This window comes from Macrococcus bovicus, from assembly GCF_030376725.1.
Taxonomy (GTDB): Bacteria; Bacillota; Bacilli; order Staphylococcales; family Staphylococcaceae; genus Macrococcus; species Macrococcus bovicus.
Window position 1 is genome coordinate 392,861 of sequence record NZ_CP128470.1, and the last position, 16,946, is coordinate 409,806.

Consider the following 16,946-nt stretch of genomic DNA (forward strand, 5'->3'; position numbering starts at 1 on the left):
ATGTCAACTATCGCAAAGCGTTTTTCTGCATTACTTATTATCACTCTTATCGCCTCTCTTTTCGCACCGTTCCAGCAGGCATTTGCAGCTGGCCCTGCCACAAATTTAACCATTCACAAAATCACAGGTGACACTGCTAGAACTTCAACATATGGTGAATTGACAGGTACTGAGACACCGACTGGTGAACCAATCTCCGGTATTTCATTCACATACTGGAAAGTCACTTCAGATCAATTGACAGCTATGAAAGCAAATCCATCTTCTTATGATACAGCAGCCGAAGTAGAAGCCTACTTAAATGGTGCAACCGGCACTGCTACAGGCACTACAGCAGCAGATGGTACCGTACAAGTAACCAACTTAGCTGAAGGCTACTACTGGTTCATTGAAAACGGATCGACAGCAGTTAAATCTTCTGCAGCTGTTCCGTTCGGTCTTGAATTACCTATCACTAACGAAGCAGGTACAGGTTACATCACAGACTTAAATGTGTATCCAAAGAACGTTTTACAGGATACACCAACGATTGATAAAGACGTAGAATCAGATGGTAACAAATCATCATCATTCGCTGTGGGAGAACAATTCAACTGGTTAATCCAGCCGACTGTTCCAACAGGTATTGAAGAATACAACAAATTTGAAGTAACTGATAAAATTGCAACTCAACTTGATTTTGCAGGTGCTGCTCAGGTGGAAGTCACTGTTAACGGAACAGAACTTGTAGCAGGAACAGATTTCACGGCAGCTTATGATGCAGCAACACGTGAACTGAAAGTGGTATTTACAGCAGCAGGAATCGATAAATTAGGTACATTCGGCGCAGCACCAAAATTAAACATCTTAGTACCTACAACTATCAACAATACAGCAGTAATGGGTCAACCTATTTTAAACAATGCGACTTTAAACTTTGACAATGGTCACGGTATTACCACAGAGCCGAACGGAACCAATACACCGGTTACACCACCGACAGTCCCATCTACTGATGTCCCTATGGTTTATACAGGGGGTAAAAACTTCGTGAAAACGAACGGTTCAGGTACAAATCTGCAAGGAGCACAATTCGTTGTTAAAAATGCAGCAGATGAGTACTTAATTCAAGATGCAACAACTAAAGCCGTTTCATGGACAACTGATAAAACAAAAGCAACTGTCTTCACTTCTGATGCTAACGGTGCATTTGAAGTAACTGGTTTACCATATGGTGCAGATGGCTCAGCTAATGGCGGTTCAACATCATATTACATCGAAGAAACACAAGCCCCATCTGGCTACACATTACCGACAAATCCGACAACTGAGTTTACAGTCAATTCAACTTCTTATTATTCAGATCCAACTGCAGTAACAGCAGGTGCAGCGGCAACAGCAACGCCGCAGGAAGTCATCAATAAACAGACTTCTATTCCTAATACAGGTGGTATGGGTACGGTCATCTTCACAGTAGTTGGTCTTGGCTTAATGTTAGCGGCATTAATGTTCTTCAGAAGAAGACAAGCTTAATCGATTCTTAAATATGATAAAAGATAAGGTGGACCAAGGTCTGCCTTATTTATTTATGAAATGAGTGATTCAAGTGATAAAACAAAAACCAGATAAGCAAAAAAAGAACAGCTTACTATCGAATCTGCTCTTCCTGATGATTTTTTTAAGCGGACTCGGCATTCTGATTTATCCTATGATCAGCGCTGTCTATTATGATTACCAGGCGAGCACTGACATCAATGATTTCAATAAAGAAGTGGAGCTGCTCTCGGAAAAAGAACTTGATAAACGTATAGAACAGGCTAAAGCCTATAACGAGTCCTTAACTCACACTACCCAGGTGCTGCACGACTCCTACACTGAAAAAGAAGAAGAAATCGGTAAAAAAGCTTATGCAAAGATGCTCGAAGTCAATGAGAAAATCGGCCACGTTGAAATACCGAAGATTCATCAGGACCTTCCAATTTTTGCAGGTACAACAGAACGTGTTCTTCAGAAAGGAGTCGGGCATCTTGAGAATACGTCTTTACCCGTTGGCGGTAAATCCACTAGAGCCGTTTTGTCAGCGCACCGAGGGTTACCGGATAAGAAGCTGTTTACAGATCTTGATAAAATGAAAAAAGGGGATATGATTTATGTCTATAATATTCGGGATGTCCTCGCCTATAAAGTCGATAAAATTGAAGTGATTAAACCGGAAGAATTCGATAAAATTAAAATTCAGGAAGGAAAGGATTTAGTGACACTCCTGACTTGCACCCCTTATATGATTAATTCTCATCGTATGCTTGTAACTGGACACCGCGTTCCTTATACGCCGGAATTACAGAAACAGCATCAAGCAGAAAAGGATCCATGGTGGTATAAGTTCATCACAGTCTATAAGAATTACCTGATTGGATTAGCCATTGCGTTTGTGCTTTTTCTGCTTTGGCGAATCTGGCAGAATAAAAAGAGAAAACGGGAAGCTGTATGAGAAAAATAGTTTTAACGCTTATATTTTTAACTGGCCTTATCATTGTGCTCTATCCGCTTGTCACTAAGATTTATTACAATTATGATATGTCGCGGCAGTCAGCAGTTCTGCTGGAACAATTCCAGGTTAATTCTGATGACCAGAAACAACGCTATATTGCTCAGCGCAGGTCAAATGAGGAACTCGCGATGAATCAGCCGACTCCTGATAGCCCTGCTGTCGAGGTGAAGAAGAACGACCGACAGAAAGAAGAGATGATAGGCGATGATATCATTGCCACAGTTAAAATTCCGGCACTGAAGCTGCATTATCCGGTATATGAACGGGCGACACCAGAAAGCCTGAATCGTGGAGTCTCACGAGTAATCGGCACCAGTTTCCCTGTGGGAGGGCGGTCAACCAATAGTGTACTGGCCGCACACTCGTATTCACCTTTTCATGAATGGTTTACGCATATTGACCGACTGAAAAATGGTGATCAGATCATTATCAATAACTTCAAGGAAACACTCTATTATAGAGTGTATGATAGAGTGATTGTGACGCCGGATCATGTGGAAGCGATGGCCATCAAAAAAGGCAGAGACATTGTCACGCTGCTTACCTGTACACCTTCCGGACAGGAAAGACTACTGATTTATGCAGAACGGACAACGAAAAATGGCCAGAAAGTGGTCTCCGAACCTAAGCGTCCACTTGAACATCGCTATCATCTCATAGATAACCTTAAGGTTCTGGCAGAATCCTGGTATGTCATCGGTATCGTTATTATTCTGACGCTTATATTTATTATCTTTTTGCGGCAGGAGAAATAATTATTGAGATTTTGTAAAGATGCCAGTAAAACGTTTAAAAAAGGTGCACGTGTCGTATAGTATCAGTGAAGATAAATTCTGCAAGGGGGGTAATGAATATGATGACATCTATTTCGGTTGCATTACCCAAAAAAGCATCACAGCGCCTGCTGTGATGCTTTTTATATACGTTTTTGTCTTCGATAGGTCATGATTTTTGAAATACTGTAGAGAATGAGTCCCGTCCAGATCAATCCGAATGTCACAAGGTGGGTGATAGTAAACTGCTCATTGAACAGAAAGACACTTTGGATCAGCATAAGTGTCGGTCCTATGTACTGCAGAAAACCGATTAATGACAACGGGATGCGACGTGCGCCCGCTGTAAAAATGATCAGCGGAATCGCAGTCAGCGCACCTGAGAACAGCAGAATAAAGCTGTCCTGATTCATACCAAAATGACTCATATTAATGCTTTTCAAGTAAACCAGTCCTATTAATGCGAAAGGTAAGGTGAACAGACATTCAAGCAGAATGGTATAGATGGCATCGATTCGGATATTCTTTTTCAGGAGACCGTAAATTGCGAAAGAAGCAGCAAGCAGCACAGAAATATAAGGAAATACACCGAGCGATAACGTCATATAGAATACACCGGCCGCAGCAAGTGCGATAGCAAGCCATTCCACTTTAGTGAAACGTTCCTTCATGAAGAAAAGACCGAGCAGAATACTCATCAAAGGATTGATGTAATAACCAAGACTCGCCTGCATCACATGGTCATTCGAGACCGCCCAGATAAAGAGCCCCCAGTTCATAGCGATGACAACGGCCGCAATGAATAGACTGAGTGCCTGTTTCGGTTCGCCGAACAGGCTTTTTGTCTGAATCTTGAGTTCAGATGTCTTACCGAGAAAGAAGACGAGAAGTATCATAAAGACTAGGGACCAGATGATGCGATGCGCTAGAATTTCATAAGACTGGATACCGTCGATTAGTTTCCAGTATAAAGGTAGTACGCCCCACATGACATAACTGCCTGCAGCGTAGAGAATTCCTTTTTGTTCTTCAGACATAATTTCACCTCCTTGCTATCATACCAGAAGAAGTCTGGATGTTTTCTGAAAAAGTTTGTTAGTCAAGAAATTTTTGATTGGTCAGTTATTGACGAATGTCGATACAATTGCTATGATTTTAACAACTTAATAAAACTCTTATCAAGAGTGGTGGAGGGATGTGCCCGATGAAACCCGGCAACCAGTCAGTTTGACATGGTGCTAATTCACATAAAGCGATTGCTTTAGAAGATGAGAGAAAGCGGATACTTTCTCTATTTTTTATGGAGAAAGTATTTTTTTTATTAAAAAATTTGAGGAGGATTCTATGATGAAAAAAGGTTTAGGAATTTTAAGTGCATTCTTATTATCAGTGACGCTTACAGCATGCGGTTCAGCGGATGAAAAAGAGAACGATAAGAAAATCGTAGTCGCGGCATCACCTACCCCGCACGGAGAAGTGGTCAAACATGCAGCTGAGGCGATGAAGAAAAAAGGTTACGACGTTGAAGTTAAAATCGTCAATGATTACAAAGTGCCTAATAAATTACTCGATGAAGGTGATGTAGACGCCAACTTATTCCAGCATGTTCCATATCTTAATGCAGAAAAGAAGACCCATCATTATAAAATTGAGGAAGTCGGCAAAGTATTCACGACACCGATGGGAGTCTATAGTAAAAAATATAAGAATCTAGCTGAAATCCCGGACGGTGCAGAAATCTTTGTCTCCAGTAATCCGGCTGAAGAAGGCCGTTTCCTCTCTTTCTTCGTCAATGAAGGGGTCATCAAGCTGAAGGATGGCGTGAAGATAGAAGATGCCAAATTTACGGATATCGTTGAGAATAAGAAGAATCTTAAATTCAATAATAAGCAGAGTGCAGAATTTCTGCCGAAGACTTATAAGAACGGAGAAGGTGCGGCAGTCATTATGAACTCCAACTATGCAATCGATAATGGTATTATTCCTCATAAAGATGCGATTGCACTTGAGGATAAATCATCCCCGTTCGCGAACATCCTGGCTGTACAGGAAGGGCATAAGGATGATAAAAAGTTTCAGGAGCTGATTAAAGTCCTGCAGTCAGAAGATATGAAAGCTTATATTAACAAGGAATTCGGCAAAGATGTCGTCCCTTATGAGAAGTAAAAAGTGTAAGAGGTTACATCCATAACACCGACTGTCAAAGGTAGGTGTTATTTTTATGTAAATAGCGTGAACAGTGTATTTTTTATCCAGCAGAGGGTATAGCAGAGGGAATGACATTTGGGGAGGTTATATAATGAAAAGAGAGAATATTTCTTATTGGACTGAGTCGGCGAAAGTGACTGATTTTCCTGCACTGGAACAGGATATCAGAACTGAAGTGCTTGTCATCGGGGGAGGGATCGCAGGTATTCTTGCCGCTTACCGTTTAGCTGAAGCGGGTCAAGATGTCACGCTTGTTGAAGGCCGTAAACTGGTGCAGGAGACGACAGCTAATACAACGGCTAAGATTACTGCGCAGCATCACCTCATGTACCAGGAGATTCTGAAGTCTCAAGGAGAAGATAAAGCAAAAGCTTTTTATCAGTCGCAAGTGGATGGGATCAAGGCTATTGAAGATTTAGTTCAGAAACATGCTATAGACTGCGATTTCGAGAAAATGTCCAGTACGCAGGTGACAGATGGCCGCAACGAAAAAGCTATACGCGATGAATATGAGGCTTATCAGACGTTAGGAATCAAGGCGAGATTGCACGAAGAAGATCTAGGTCTGCCATTTAAAACAACACTTGGACTGGAGATGCCGGACCAGGCTCAATTTCATCCGATTAAATTCCTGTCGGGCATGGTCGAAGCAGCTGTGAAAGCAGGCGTTAGGTTCTATGAAGAAACTTTGATTACAGAGCTCGGGAAAATTAAAGCCCTGACTGAAAAAGGTCACACGATTCATTTCGAAAAGGCAGTCATGGCGACGCACTTTCCCGTCAATCACCTGAAAAATAACTATATGTCTCAACTGCAGATCGAACGTTCTTATATTGTCGCAGCAGATGGCATCGATATTCCACACGGGATGTATCAGACGGTGGACGCACCTAAACGTTCAATCCGCCATTATCATCATGAAGCGGGAATCGGGGTACTGGTGGGTGGTGAGAATCATATCACAGGTGCCAAAGACCGGACTGAAGAGGCGTATGAAAAGCTCGGTGAATTCGCTCAGGAAAACTTTAAAGGCCATATAACGGCACAGTGGTCCGCACAGGATATGATGACGGTGGACCGTATGCCGCTCATCGGTCAGTATGATAAACAGGATCCAAACCTTTATGTGATCACGGGTTTCAATAAGTTCGGGATGGCCACAGCAGCAACAGCAGCCCAGTTGATCAGCGATTTAATCAATCGTCGGCATAATCCATATGAAGCACTCTTCAGACCGGAACGCATCAATACTCTCGGAAATCAGGCGAAAGCACTGGGTAAACAAATCAAAGATGCAGTCAAAGGAGAAACGCTGGCGCTGAAAGATTACAGTACGGACACCTCTGAACTTAAAACCGGAGATGGCGGTATCTTCAATATAGAAGGAAAACTGCAGGCGGTTTATAAAGATGACGAAGGCAATGAGCACCATGTCAGCCCGTTCTGTACGCACCTCGGCTGTGTCGTTAAGTTTAATGGTGCCGAGAAAACATGGGACTGTCCATGTCATGGCTCAAGATTCGATCGGCAAGGTTGTGTGCTGGAAGGACCGGCGACAAAGGATTTAAAGTAAACAGATTCTTTAATCATGTAGTTATGTAATCGCATACTTTTTTCTTGCAAGAGATAAGCGTATAATAGGTAGAAACAAGGTAGGAGGATGCGAAACATGACGAACAAAACCGATGTTATTTTGATTGGTGGCGGTATTATGAGTGCCACTTTAGGGATATTACTTAAAGAGTTGAAGCCGGAGCTGAATATCACTGTCTTTGAAAAACTTGATCAGCCTGGACTTGAGAGTTCAAATGCCTGGAACAATGCAGGAACAGGTCACTCTGCTTTATGTGAGCTCAACTATACAAAGGAAGATAAAGACGGCAATGTTGATATTTCAAAAGCACTGGATATCAATGAGCAGTTTCAACTGTCAAAACAGCTGTGGGCGCATCTGGTGAAAAAGGGGCTGCTTCAAAACCCGCAGGACTTTATCATGCCGGTGCCGCATATGAGTTATGTCAGTGGTGAGGATAATGTTCGCTTCATTAAAAACCGCTACAAGGCATTGTCTGACAATCCGCTGTTCCGTGGCATGAAAATAACAGAGGATAAAGAAGAAATGAAACAATGGGTGCCTCTTATGATGGAAGGGCGCGATCCGAATGAAGTGATGGCCCTGACGATGATGGAGTCAGGCACTGATATCAACTTCGGCAAACTGACAGAAGATCTGTTTGATGTATTGCAGGCACAAGGGGTGAGCCTGCAATACCGTCATGAAGTGAAAGATTTAAACCGTGTGCAGGGCGGCGGCTGGCAAGTTAAAGTGTATGATGAAGACCGCAAGAAGACAGAGTATCATAATGCTGATTTCGTCTTTATCGGCGCAGGGGGCTACAGTCTGCCGCTACTGCAGAAGACGGGTATACCGGAATCGAAGCATATCGGCGGTTTCCCTGTAAGCGGACTCTTCCTAGTATGTAAGGATCCGGCTATTGTTGAGAAGCATCATGCCAAAGTCTATGGTAAAGCTAAAATCGGTGCACCGCCAATGTCAGTTCCTCACTTGGATACGCGTTATATTGACGGTGAACAATCGCTGTTATTCGGTCCTTACGCCGGATTTTCTCCTAAGTTCCTGAAAACAGGTTCTTATATGGATCTGATCGGATCAGTGAAGCCGAACAACTTGCTGACAATGCTCTCAGCAGGTGCAAAAGAAATGAAACTGACACAGTATCTGATTGAACAGGTGATGCAGTCTAAAGAGCAGCGCATTGAAGAATTACGAGAATTTGTGCCGAATGCGAAAGCGGATGACTGGGATATCGTAGTAGCGGGTCAGCGTGTACAGGTCATTAAAGATACAGATCAAGGCAAAGGCACACTGCAGTTTGGTACAGAGGTCATCACTTCAGAAGACGGTACAGTGGCAGCACTGCTCGGTGCGTCACCAGGGGCTTCAACCGCGGCACATGTGATGCTTCAAGTATTGGTCAAATGTTTCGGCAGTCAGATCCCGAATATTGAAGAACGCCTGAAAGACATCATTCCTTCCTATGGTCAGAAGTTAGGGGATAATGAAGCATTATTTGAGCAGGTCAACCAGGAAGTGTCAGAGGCACTTAACTTAATACCGAAAAAATAAAAGCAGCCAGACGGCTGCTTTTATTTTGTATCTTCTGATGGAATGAAAGTGAACGTGTAATGTGGAAGTTCAGTCTGAAGTCTTTTTGTCAGGAAGATGCCTTCTTCGTTATGTTGTCTTTCAAGCGTCTCGCCCTCAGTGATGATTTGATCTGTTTCGAGGTCAAGCCATTCACCGTAGCGATTTGTCCATCGGAATAGATCGTGATCGAGTGTATCAGAAATAGGGAATTCAGTGACATCTAAATTAGAATGACAGATTGCACACCAGATAGGATCAGCGCCGTAGTCGGCTGAAACATGGATGTGGCTGAGCGTAGCACAATTGCAGAGAGTAGACATGGTAAAAGCTCCTTTTAAGTTGCTGTATACAACAAAATTTTAATGATGATACGTTAGATTATTTTTCTTCTTGATATTCCATGATTAAGAACTCCTGCAGGACATCACCGGCAAGCATCAGTTCATAATCCTTCTCAGCAAAACCGCAGCGTTCATATACTTTAATGGCACGTTCATTTGACGATATAACAGCGAGCTGGATGGTTTGACACACCTGTTCTTTAATGAAGAGAACAGCTGCTTCCACAAATTTTTGTCCAAGCCCTTTACCCGTCATATCAGGTCTGAGACCGAGGCCGAGTGTACAAGTTCCTTCATTATAATGAAGTTTTAACATCCCGACTAAATCTTCATCTCTATAGACAGTGAAAAAGTCATTTTTACTGTCAAAGTCATCCTTGGTCAGGTTGTATAGGTGATAAGGCGCAGGATAACGCCACGACACTATTATGTCCTCTTCATGTGGGGTCATTTTATGCATGCGATACATCAGTATTTCCTCGGATTCAGTTCATCTATTTCTTCTTTAGGATCGTGGCCGTATTGATTAGGTCCTTCCGTGCCATCAAACGTCATAATAATGAGTAAGATAAGCGTGATGAATAGATGAAGGATTTCAATAAAAAGCTGAATGTCGATATCGAGGAATCGAGCGGGCAAGGCTGCTGGTAGATGAAGAACAGGCACCAGTAATGTGAACCAGCCCGGGATGTTTAAATCCTGTAGTCTTCTGAAGGTCACCGAAAAGGTAGGGATAATCAGGATCAAGTTACTGACTAAATTCATGATGACATAGATGTGTTCGTTATCTAATTTATAGTACATTCCTACTACAATATAGGCGATGGAATAAAGCAGGAGATGGAGACTCGTAGGAACCCAGAACTCTTTACGTCTGGCCCGGTCATGCAAATTAAATGCCTGCGTCCAGAATCGCTTATAAGCTTCCATCGCCGTCATGGTTACAATCAAAAATAACACCTGCTTTCGAATATCTGTCTAAAATATAGCACAGAATGATTTCGTTGCTAAGGTTTGTCTGACAGTTTAAGAAAACTTTAAGGTTCATACATAAAAAGGAAATATACGGGTATAGTTTATCATCATAAAAAAAGAGGGGTTTACATGAAGAAAATATTACTGACTGGTGCTTCTGGCTATATTGGTGCTAACCTGCTTAATGAAATCAAGGATGATTATCAGATTATTGCTGCATCCCGCAGTACTAAAAATAAAGAAAATGAACAGAATGTCGAATGGAAGAAAGTCGACCTGTTCTCTATTAAAGATGTTGAAGAGGCGATGGAAGGTATTGATACTGCGATTTATCTTGTCCATTCAATGCAGCCTTCAGCTAAGTTGACGCAGGCTTCATTTGTCGATATGGATGCTATTCTGGCTGATAACTTCGGGCGTGCGGCTAAAAAACAAGGGGTCAAGCATATCATCTTTATGAGTGGTATTATGCCGCATGAAAAATCTGAGGATTTATCAGATCATCTGCGCAGTCGCTTAGAATGTGAAAAGATTCTTGGTTCATACGGCGTACCCGTGTCAACGTTACGGGCGGGACTCATCATCGGACCGAAAGGCTCGTCATTCCCGATCCTGAAAAAATTAACTGAACGTCTGCCGGCACTTGTGCTGCCTAAATGGGCATACAGCAAAACGGCACCCGTTGCTTTAAAAGACGTTGTGAAAGGGCTGGCTGCTCTGATTGAACGTCGTCCCGAGAAAAATGAATCCATTGATATTTTCAACGATGTAACAGATTATAAAGGTATGTTTAAAGCGACCGCAAAAGTCATGGGTAAAAAACTGCCGATGATGGATCTGCCGATTATTCCGGTCTCCATCACTAAACCGATTGTCAGTCTGATTACCGAAGAGCCGAAGGAACTGGTGTATCCGCTTCTTGACAGTCTGGTCCATGACATGGTGCCTTCAAAGGAAAATTATGTTGAAGGTATTACGAATGCGCCTACTCCACTGGATGAAAGTATTAAGACCGCAATCGAGGAAGATAAAGAGGACAAAAAGAAATCTAAAAAGTCGGAGTCCATTGGGCAAGCGCTGAAGAAAAGTGATGTTAAGTCGGTACAACGTATTACGATTCCATCATCCTGGTCCATCGATCAGACAGCTAATTATTATATGAACTGGCTATCCCGTATTGGTATGTCATTTATTAACACGGCAATCGATGGTGACACGTTATCAATCAGCCTGCCTATTTTCAAGGATCCGATTCTGATCCTGCAGAAAAATAAGGATTATTCAGATGATGACCGGGTTTTATTCATGATTAAAGGGGGTAAATTCTCTAAAGCAGTCAAAGAAGGCGAAGAGGGAAGAGCACGCTTAGAGTTCCGTAGAATCCTGGATACTAATGAATGTATTATTGCGATTCATGAATATGAGCCGACATTACCATGGTTTATCTATAAACTGACTCAAGCACGTATTCATTTAATTGTGATGACATTGTTTGGCTGGGAAACTAAAATCCTTGAGAAGACTTTAGATTCCACTTATTTGGTCGACAAAGGGAAGAAAACAAAAGAAGCTTAAGTCATCTTTGTAATATAATTGGTAGAAATTTGAATTAATAAATATGATAAAAACCGCAAAAACCTTATTAGAATAAGGTTTATTGCGGTTTTGCTGTTTATTACATAGCTGATCAGTCATTGTAACATTTAGCCGTTAAACATATCACTTATGTAACAAATATATAACAACGCCCCATTTTCAAATTTTAAATGCTAATATAAATTCATCGCAAAGCGCTGATAAATGACGCAGCACTTATTAAAAAATTACAAATTCATTCAACTGAATTTCTGGAGGATATTATATAATGAAAAAGACAGTACTTACTTTAACAACTTTAGCTGGCCTTGCAACATTAGGTTCTCACCATGCAGACGCAGCAGCTCACACTATCGATGAAGTGAATAATGGTCAAGCTGAATCGCCAGCAGTATCATCTAACCAATCATACAGCTACACATATGTAGTTAACCAAGATGGTTCAAGAACTTATAACTACTCAAACGGCTTCAACCGTACAGCTGCAGTTCAAGCACCAGCTGTTGCAGCTCCAGCAGCTAATTTAGATCGTGTCTCTAATTCTGATACAGCTGCAGCACCTGTTGCTAAAAAAGCAGTAGCTACAACTGCTTCAGTTAATAACAACGTTGCGGCAATCGCAAACAGCATGGCAGCAAGCCGTTCATACGTATACGGTGGTAATTCATCTACTGCTGTTGACTGTTCTGCATTTGCTCAGCAAGTATTAGCAGCAATGGGTAAATCAATTCCACGTACAACTTGGGCTCAAATGGCAGCAGGTACACCTGTCTCAACTCCACAACCAGGTGACTTAGTCTTCTTCAACGGTGGTTCACACGTTGGTGTCTATATTGGTAACGGCCAGATGGTTGATGCATTAAATCCATCAGCTGGTGTCGGTCAACGTGCAGTATCATATATTGATGGTTCTATTACAGGTTACTACCGCTACTAATTAAAAGCTTAAGGCCGGATATCTCTAAGATATCCGGCTTTTTAATGCTTTCACCAGTTCTTTACCTACTTTTTGAGCAGAAGTTGGATTCTGTCCAGTAATAATCCGCCCGTCTGTCCGCACATATTCTTTCATTGGACGTTTAGCCTTATATTTAGCTCCCGCTTCTTTCAGACTGTCTTCTGCCAGGAAAGGCACATGTTTTTTAGTGCGATTTAAACGCTCTTCAAGGTTACTGAAACCTGTTACTTTCTTCCCTTTGATTAAGCGTTGTCCTGTTGTTGTGTCCAGTAGATTAACTAGGCCGACAATTCCGTGACAGACGCCTGTCACATAGCCACCGTCCTGATAGATCTGCTCTGCAATCTGCTGAAGTTCCATATTATCTTTGAAGTCCCACATAGTGCCATGTCCACCTGTATAATAAATCGCTGCATAATCTGCCGGATTGATATCAGCTGGTTTTAGAGATTCTGCGAGGGCACGGCGCTGAAAATCTGCGTCGCCATACCATTTAAAGTCGATGTCATCAGCTGTCGGCATGCTGGAAGGATCAATCGGTACAAAGCCGCCTTTTGGACTGACATAATCGATTTCATAGCCTGCTTCTGCAACCACCTCTACAAACTGTGCTGCTTCTCCTAGCCATAAGCCGGTCGCACGATTAATATCTTGATATTTTTCAGTATTGGTCAAGACAACAAGAATTTTTTTCATGATGGTTTCACTCCTTTGTTATTTTATACCCGATAATGTCGTATTCATGCTTCATCTGTAGTAGAATGAACAAAAATGAGGTGATGACCGTGTGGGAAATAAGAAAAATTGACGAATTATCGACGAGAGAATGGTATGATATCACAAGACTTAGGGTAGATACGTTTGTCGTCGAACAGCAATGTGCCTATAGAGAAATTGATGACCAGGATCTTGCTGCTCTCCATGTTACAAAATTTGACGGCGGCTTAGAAGCTTATGCCCGAATCATTGAAGGTGATGACCTTTATATTGGCCGTGTCATTGTCAATCAGAAATTTCGGGGGAAAGGCTTATCGCGGGAACTGATGACGGTCTGTCTGAACTATATTGATGAACATTATGCGGGCAAGAACGTAAAATTACAGGGCCAGGCGCATCTCGCTGATTTTTATCGTTCATTCGGTTTCACAGAGACGTCTGTTATTTACTTTGAGGATATGATTCCACATGTTGATATGGAGCGTACTTATGAAAAAAATCTATAGAAGCGACTTTACATTATGGGATGAGAAACTGGTGCTCTGCTCTACTGATCAGGGTGTCTGCTCACTCAGCCATACCATGCCGACTATTGCAGAGGCTACGTGGGTCACTGGAGAAGCGGCAGATCAGAAAAATCATACCTATATGGAGGACTTGCTGGCCTATGCGGCAGGTGCAAGAACAGCATTCAACTGGTCGTATGATCTGACAGGCACACCATTTCAGCTGGAAGTATGGAATGCACTTCAGACCATCCCGTACGGCACAACGCGGACATACAGTGATATCGCTGACATGATTGGACGGCCACAAGCTGTTCGTGCAGTGGGCGGTGCAATTGGACGCAATCCAGTCCTGATTTCCGTTCCCTGTCACCGTGTGATCGGAAAAAATGGTAAACTAACAGGCTTCTCAAGTGGTCTTCATCTAAAAAGAATATTGCTGGATATTGAAGCTGTCCCTTATAATGATTGAGAGAATAAATGATAATGAAGGAGAATAACGCATGACTTTGCCCTTATGCCCGCAGTGCGGCTCTGAATATACTTATGAGGATGGAATGAATTATGTCTGTCCGATGTGTGCGCACGAGTGGCCCATACATGCAGATGAAGAAGAAGCGGTAGTAATCAGAGATGTCAACGGTAATGAACTCGCAGACGGGGATTCAGTCACTGTCATCAAAGATCTAAAAGTAAAAGGTGCTTCTTCTGTGATTAAACAAGGCACAAAAGTTAAGAATATCCGTTTGGTCGATCCTGAAGATGGTCATGATATTGACTGTAAAATAGAAGGCTTTGGTCAGATTGGTCTGAAATCGTCAGTCGTCAAAAAAATATAAAGTTCAGAGGTATGGCGAGGATGCAGCATGCTATATTAGCTGTCAACACTTCTCAGGCTGCTTGATAATAAGAGGAAATTTACTCATTTGAAGTAGTAGGTATTAAGGTGAGGATATGTTACAATATAAATGCTGAAAAAGAAGGAGGATCATCAATTGAAAGAACAAATTGAAGTTCTGATTCTGAACGGTGAGTTTGAGCGTGTCAGGCAGTTGATGACCGATAATGATTTCCTGGATTTTGAAGAGGCATTCATTGGAGCGGCTCAGAATACAGAATCTGTTATGTTCTATACCTTTATTGTAGAAGTGATGAAAGAACAGGAAAGTGCGGAACTTCACGATCTGGCATTTTTATTACTGGTTTATCCGCTCAGTGAAGTGACCGATGCATTCAAAGCAGCCTATTATCATGCTGAACGCTCTGCTGAATTGACCGAATACAAGGAGATCAAAAGCTTGCTGCAGCTCTTATTCCTGTACACGGTACCGGAGCCTGTCCTGACGGATAGACAGGCTTATCAAGTGGCAAAGGAAATTCTGAAGCTGGATCCGCATAATAAGATTGCAAGAGATCTCATGAAAAGAGCAGTTAAAAAAATGGATGCCGGCGTTGTGGATATCAATGATCTTAGCCGTTCTCAAAACGCATAAAATCCTCGGATGACTCATCCGAGGATTTTTCTATTCTTCCAGCCAGAGTTCAACTGGAACAATGACCGGAAACATACCGCGGTCTTCAGTTATTTTTGTGATAATAGCAGAAGCTTTAGAGAATAATGGCACGGCATACATCTTTTCGTTGCTCAGAAGCTCCTGAAGCACATCAGCAGAAGGATCATCACTTTTCACAATAATCGTCGCCTGGATGACGCCATCTACTTGCGTGCCAAAATGGCCGAACATGAAGTTGAGGGTGAACTCAAAAATCTCGTTATCCTCAGGATGCTGTTCAATATCGATACGGTGCATTTTAGTGATTTCAGGAGAATGCTGCTCGAAATCTCGGACATGCAGCTCTTTTAAATGCATATGTACTACTTGTTTATGTAATTCCATAGTCAAGCTCCTCTCAAGTTGATGTACCTCCTTATTATAACCTATCTCTTCATAAAATGTTTATTCATGACTAAGCCGGGTAAACAAGAGATTGTGTTTTGAGTTTTTATTTCAATTTAGGAGGAGATGTAGTGTCGAAAAATACAGAAGCAGTTAAAATCGGATCAGCCTATGTGGGCGTAGTGGTCGGAGCAGGATTTTCCACTGGTCAGGAAGTTTTGAAGTTTTTCACGAACTATGGTACTTATAGTTATTTAGCTATTCTGATTGCGGGGCTGATGCTGACCTTCTTTGGGCGTCAGATCTCAAAAATCGGGAATGCACTGGATGCAGAAGATCATGTCGGTGCGATTCATTACTTATTTGGTGAAAAATTTGGAAAAATCATTGACTATATCTTGATTTTCTTTCTTTATGCCTTATCAGTCGTTATGATTGCCGGGGCCGGAAGTGCAGCACATGAAAGCTTTGGTGTACCGACATGGCTCGGCTCACTGCTGATGATGCTCGCTGTCAGCTTTACGTTGTTAATGGATTTCAATAAAATAGTCGGTGCACTTGGCATGGTGACACCGTTTCTGATTACTGTTGTAACGATTATCGCTGTCTATTTCTTCTTTAATGGGACCGTACCATTCAGCGAAGTGAACGAGCATATTGATGTTTCCAGACAACCGACGCATCTATGGTGGTGGGATGGTATTCTCTACGGTGCCCTTGCATTCTCAACGGCCTTCAGTATGATGACTGCGATTGGTGGAGACGCAAGCCGTAAAGTAGTAGCCGGGCGTGGCGGTTTAATCGGCGGTCTCATCCTGTTAGTGTTAATTTTGATGGTGAATTCAGGATTGCTCGCTGAACTGGATAAAGTCAATCAGGCAGCGATTCCAACCATCTTACTGGGAAGGGAGATTAACCCGATTATCAGCGTTGCGCTGAGCATCATTATGTTGCTTGTCATCTACAATACTATCGTCGGTTTGATGTACTCATTCGTCGCTCGGTTCACTACACCTTATTCAAGAAACTATAAACTCCTGCTCTTCGGTTCAATGATCATCGGCTACGGTTTAAGTTTCGTTGGTTTTGTAGAATTAGTAGATGTTATTTACCCGCTGATGGGTTACGTCGGACTTGCCTTATGTATGGGTATCACCGTGAAATATTTTCTGCGTAAACGTAAAGGCAAGAAACATATTGCATAATTCAGAGATACAGGGTGAGAACCCTGTATCTTTTGTGCTTGAAATGGGTAAATGTTAGAATGAAATGAAG

At 42.2% G+C, this 16,946-nt stretch carries 19 protein-coding genes and 1 riboswitch; of the genes, 13 read left to right on the forward strand and 6 right to left on the reverse strand.

Annotation, left to right across the window (positions count from 1 at the left end; translation table 11 throughout):
- The 3 genes from QSV55_RS02480 (at position 1) to QSV55_RS02490 (ending at position 3,285) form a co-directional block, all read left to right on the forward strand.
- Positions 1-1,512, forward strand: coding sequence for a SpaH/EbpB family LPXTG-anchored major pilin (locus QSV55_RS02480; RefSeq protein WP_289650558.1), 1,512 nt, complete (start codon positions 1-3; stop codon positions 1,510-1,512).
- A 73-nt stretch (positions 1,513-1,585) separates the two neighbouring features.
- Positions 1,586-2,470: a class C sortase gene (locus QSV55_RS02485; RefSeq protein WP_289650559.1), complete on the forward strand. Its 885-nt coding sequence runs from the start codon at positions 1,586-1,588 to the stop codon at positions 2,468-2,470.
- Positions 2,467-3,285, forward strand: a complete 819-nt coding sequence (locus QSV55_RS02490) for a class C sortase (protein ID WP_289650560.1) — start codon at positions 2,467-2,469, stop codon at positions 3,283-3,285. The genes QSV55_RS02485 and QSV55_RS02490 overlap by 4 nt, the downstream gene beginning before the upstream one ends.
- Before the next feature lie 161 nt (positions 3,286-3,446).
- Here QSV55_RS02490 and rarD read toward each other — a convergent pair whose 3' ends face one another.
- Complete coding sequence (rarD, locus tag QSV55_RS02495) at positions 3,447-4,343, reverse strand: EamA family transporter RarD (protein ID WP_289651036.1); 897 nt, start codon at positions 4,341-4,343, stop codon at positions 3,447-3,449.
- Between the two features lie 132 nt (positions 4,344-4,475).
- A riboswitch (SAM riboswitch) is annotated at positions 4,476-4,578 on the forward strand.
- Positions 4,579-4,650: 72 nt separating this feature from the next.
- Here rarD and QSV55_RS02500 point away from each other — a divergent pair.
- The 3 genes from QSV55_RS02500 (at position 4,651) to mqo (ending at position 8,659) form a co-directional block, all read left to right on the forward strand.
- Positions 4,651-5,469, forward strand: a complete 819-nt coding sequence (locus QSV55_RS02500) for a MetQ/NlpA family ABC transporter substrate-binding protein (RefSeq protein WP_289650561.1) — start codon at positions 4,651-4,653, stop codon at positions 5,467-5,469.
- 133 nt (positions 5,470-5,602) lie between these two features.
- Positions 5,603-7,084, forward strand: coding sequence for an FAD-dependent oxidoreductase (locus tag QSV55_RS02505; protein ID WP_289650562.1), 1,482 nt, complete (start codon positions 5,603-5,605; stop codon positions 7,082-7,084).
- A gap of 87 nt (positions 7,085-7,171) precedes the next feature.
- The gene (mqo, locus tag QSV55_RS02510; RefSeq protein ID WP_289650563.1) at positions 7,172-8,659 is read left to right on the forward strand and encodes a malate dehydrogenase (quinone); all 1,488 of its coding nucleotides are present in this window, start codon (positions 7,172-7,174) and stop codon (positions 8,657-8,659) included.
- Positions 8,660-8,679: 20 nt separating this feature from the next.
- Here the strand turns inward: mqo and QSV55_RS02515 are convergent, their stop codons facing one another.
- Genes QSV55_RS02515 through QSV55_RS02525 form a run of 3 tightly spaced genes read right to left on the reverse strand, consistent with a single transcriptional unit; the run spans position 8,680 to position 9,972 of the window.
- Positions 8,680-9,000, reverse strand: coding sequence for a hypothetical protein (locus tag QSV55_RS02515; protein WP_289650564.1), 321 nt, complete (start codon positions 8,998-9,000; stop codon positions 8,680-8,682).
- 58 nt (positions 9,001-9,058) lie between these two features.
- On the reverse strand, positions 9,059-9,445 hold the full coding sequence (locus QSV55_RS02520) for a GNAT family N-acetyltransferase (RefSeq protein ID WP_289650565.1): 387 nt from the start codon (positions 9,443-9,445) through the stop codon (positions 9,059-9,061).
- A 44-nt stretch (positions 9,446-9,489) separates the two neighbouring features.
- Positions 9,490-9,972, reverse strand: coding sequence for a DUF805 domain-containing protein (locus QSV55_RS02525; RefSeq protein WP_289650566.1), 483 nt, complete (start codon positions 9,970-9,972; stop codon positions 9,490-9,492).
- Positions 9,973-10,125: 153 nt separating this feature from the next.
- Here QSV55_RS02525 and QSV55_RS02530 point away from each other — a divergent pair, with 153 nt between their 5' ends.
- Together QSV55_RS02530 and QSV55_RS02535 are read left to right on the forward strand one after the other, a co-directional pair.
- A complete protein-coding gene (locus QSV55_RS02530; protein WP_289650567.1) occupies positions 10,126-11,571 on the forward strand; it encodes an NAD(P)H-binding protein in 1,446 nt (481 codons plus the stop codon).
- Positions 11,572-11,860: 289 nt separating this feature from the next.
- Positions 11,861-12,529: a C40 family peptidase gene (locus tag QSV55_RS02535; protein ID WP_289650568.1), complete on the forward strand. Its 669-nt coding sequence runs from the start codon at positions 11,861-11,863 to the stop codon at positions 12,527-12,529.
- A 24-nt stretch (positions 12,530-12,553) separates the two neighbouring features.
- On the opposite strand, the gene QSV55_RS02540 is transcribed toward QSV55_RS02535, so the two are convergent.
- Complete coding sequence (locus QSV55_RS02540; RefSeq protein ID WP_289651037.1) at positions 12,554-13,249, reverse strand: type 1 glutamine amidotransferase domain-containing protein; 696 nt, start codon at positions 13,247-13,249, stop codon at positions 12,554-12,556.
- Between the two features lie 86 nt (positions 13,250-13,335).
- On the opposite strand from QSV55_RS02540, the gene QSV55_RS02545 reads away from it, so the two are divergent.
- From QSV55_RS02545 to QSV55_RS02560, 4 genes are all read left to right on the forward strand, one after another.
- Positions 13,336-13,773: a GNAT family N-acetyltransferase gene (locus tag QSV55_RS02545; protein ID WP_289650569.1), complete on the forward strand. Its 438-nt coding sequence runs from the start codon at positions 13,336-13,338 to the stop codon at positions 13,771-13,773.
- On the forward strand, positions 13,757-14,245 hold the full coding sequence (locus tag QSV55_RS02550) for a methylated-DNA--[protein]-cysteine S-methyltransferase (protein WP_289650570.1): 489 nt from the start codon (positions 13,757-13,759) through the stop codon (positions 14,243-14,245). The genes QSV55_RS02545 and QSV55_RS02550 overlap by 17 nt, the downstream gene beginning before the upstream one ends.
- A gap of 31 nt (positions 14,246-14,276) precedes the next feature.
- On the forward strand, positions 14,277-14,612 hold the full coding sequence (locus tag QSV55_RS02555; RefSeq protein ID WP_289650571.1) for a zinc ribbon domain-containing protein YjdM: 336 nt from the start codon (positions 14,277-14,279) through the stop codon (positions 14,610-14,612).
- A gap of 156 nt (positions 14,613-14,768) precedes the next feature.
- Positions 14,769-15,266, forward strand: coding sequence for a hypothetical protein (locus QSV55_RS02560; RefSeq protein WP_289650572.1), 498 nt, complete (start codon positions 14,769-14,771; stop codon positions 15,264-15,266).
- Positions 15,267-15,296: 30 nt separating this feature from the next.
- Here QSV55_RS02560 and QSV55_RS02565 read toward each other — a convergent pair whose 3' ends face one another.
- Complete coding sequence (locus QSV55_RS02565; RefSeq protein ID WP_133451315.1) at positions 15,297-15,671, reverse strand: hypothetical protein; 375 nt, start codon at positions 15,669-15,671, stop codon at positions 15,297-15,299.
- 131 nt (positions 15,672-15,802) lie between these two features.
- Between QSV55_RS02565 and QSV55_RS02570 the strand changes: the two genes are divergently transcribed.
- Positions 15,803-16,876 (forward strand): YkvI family membrane protein, encoded by a 1,074-nt coding sequence (locus tag QSV55_RS02570; protein WP_289650573.1) that lies wholly within the window; start codon positions 15,803-15,805, stop codon positions 16,874-16,876.
- Positions 16,877-16,946: the final 70 nt, after the last annotated feature.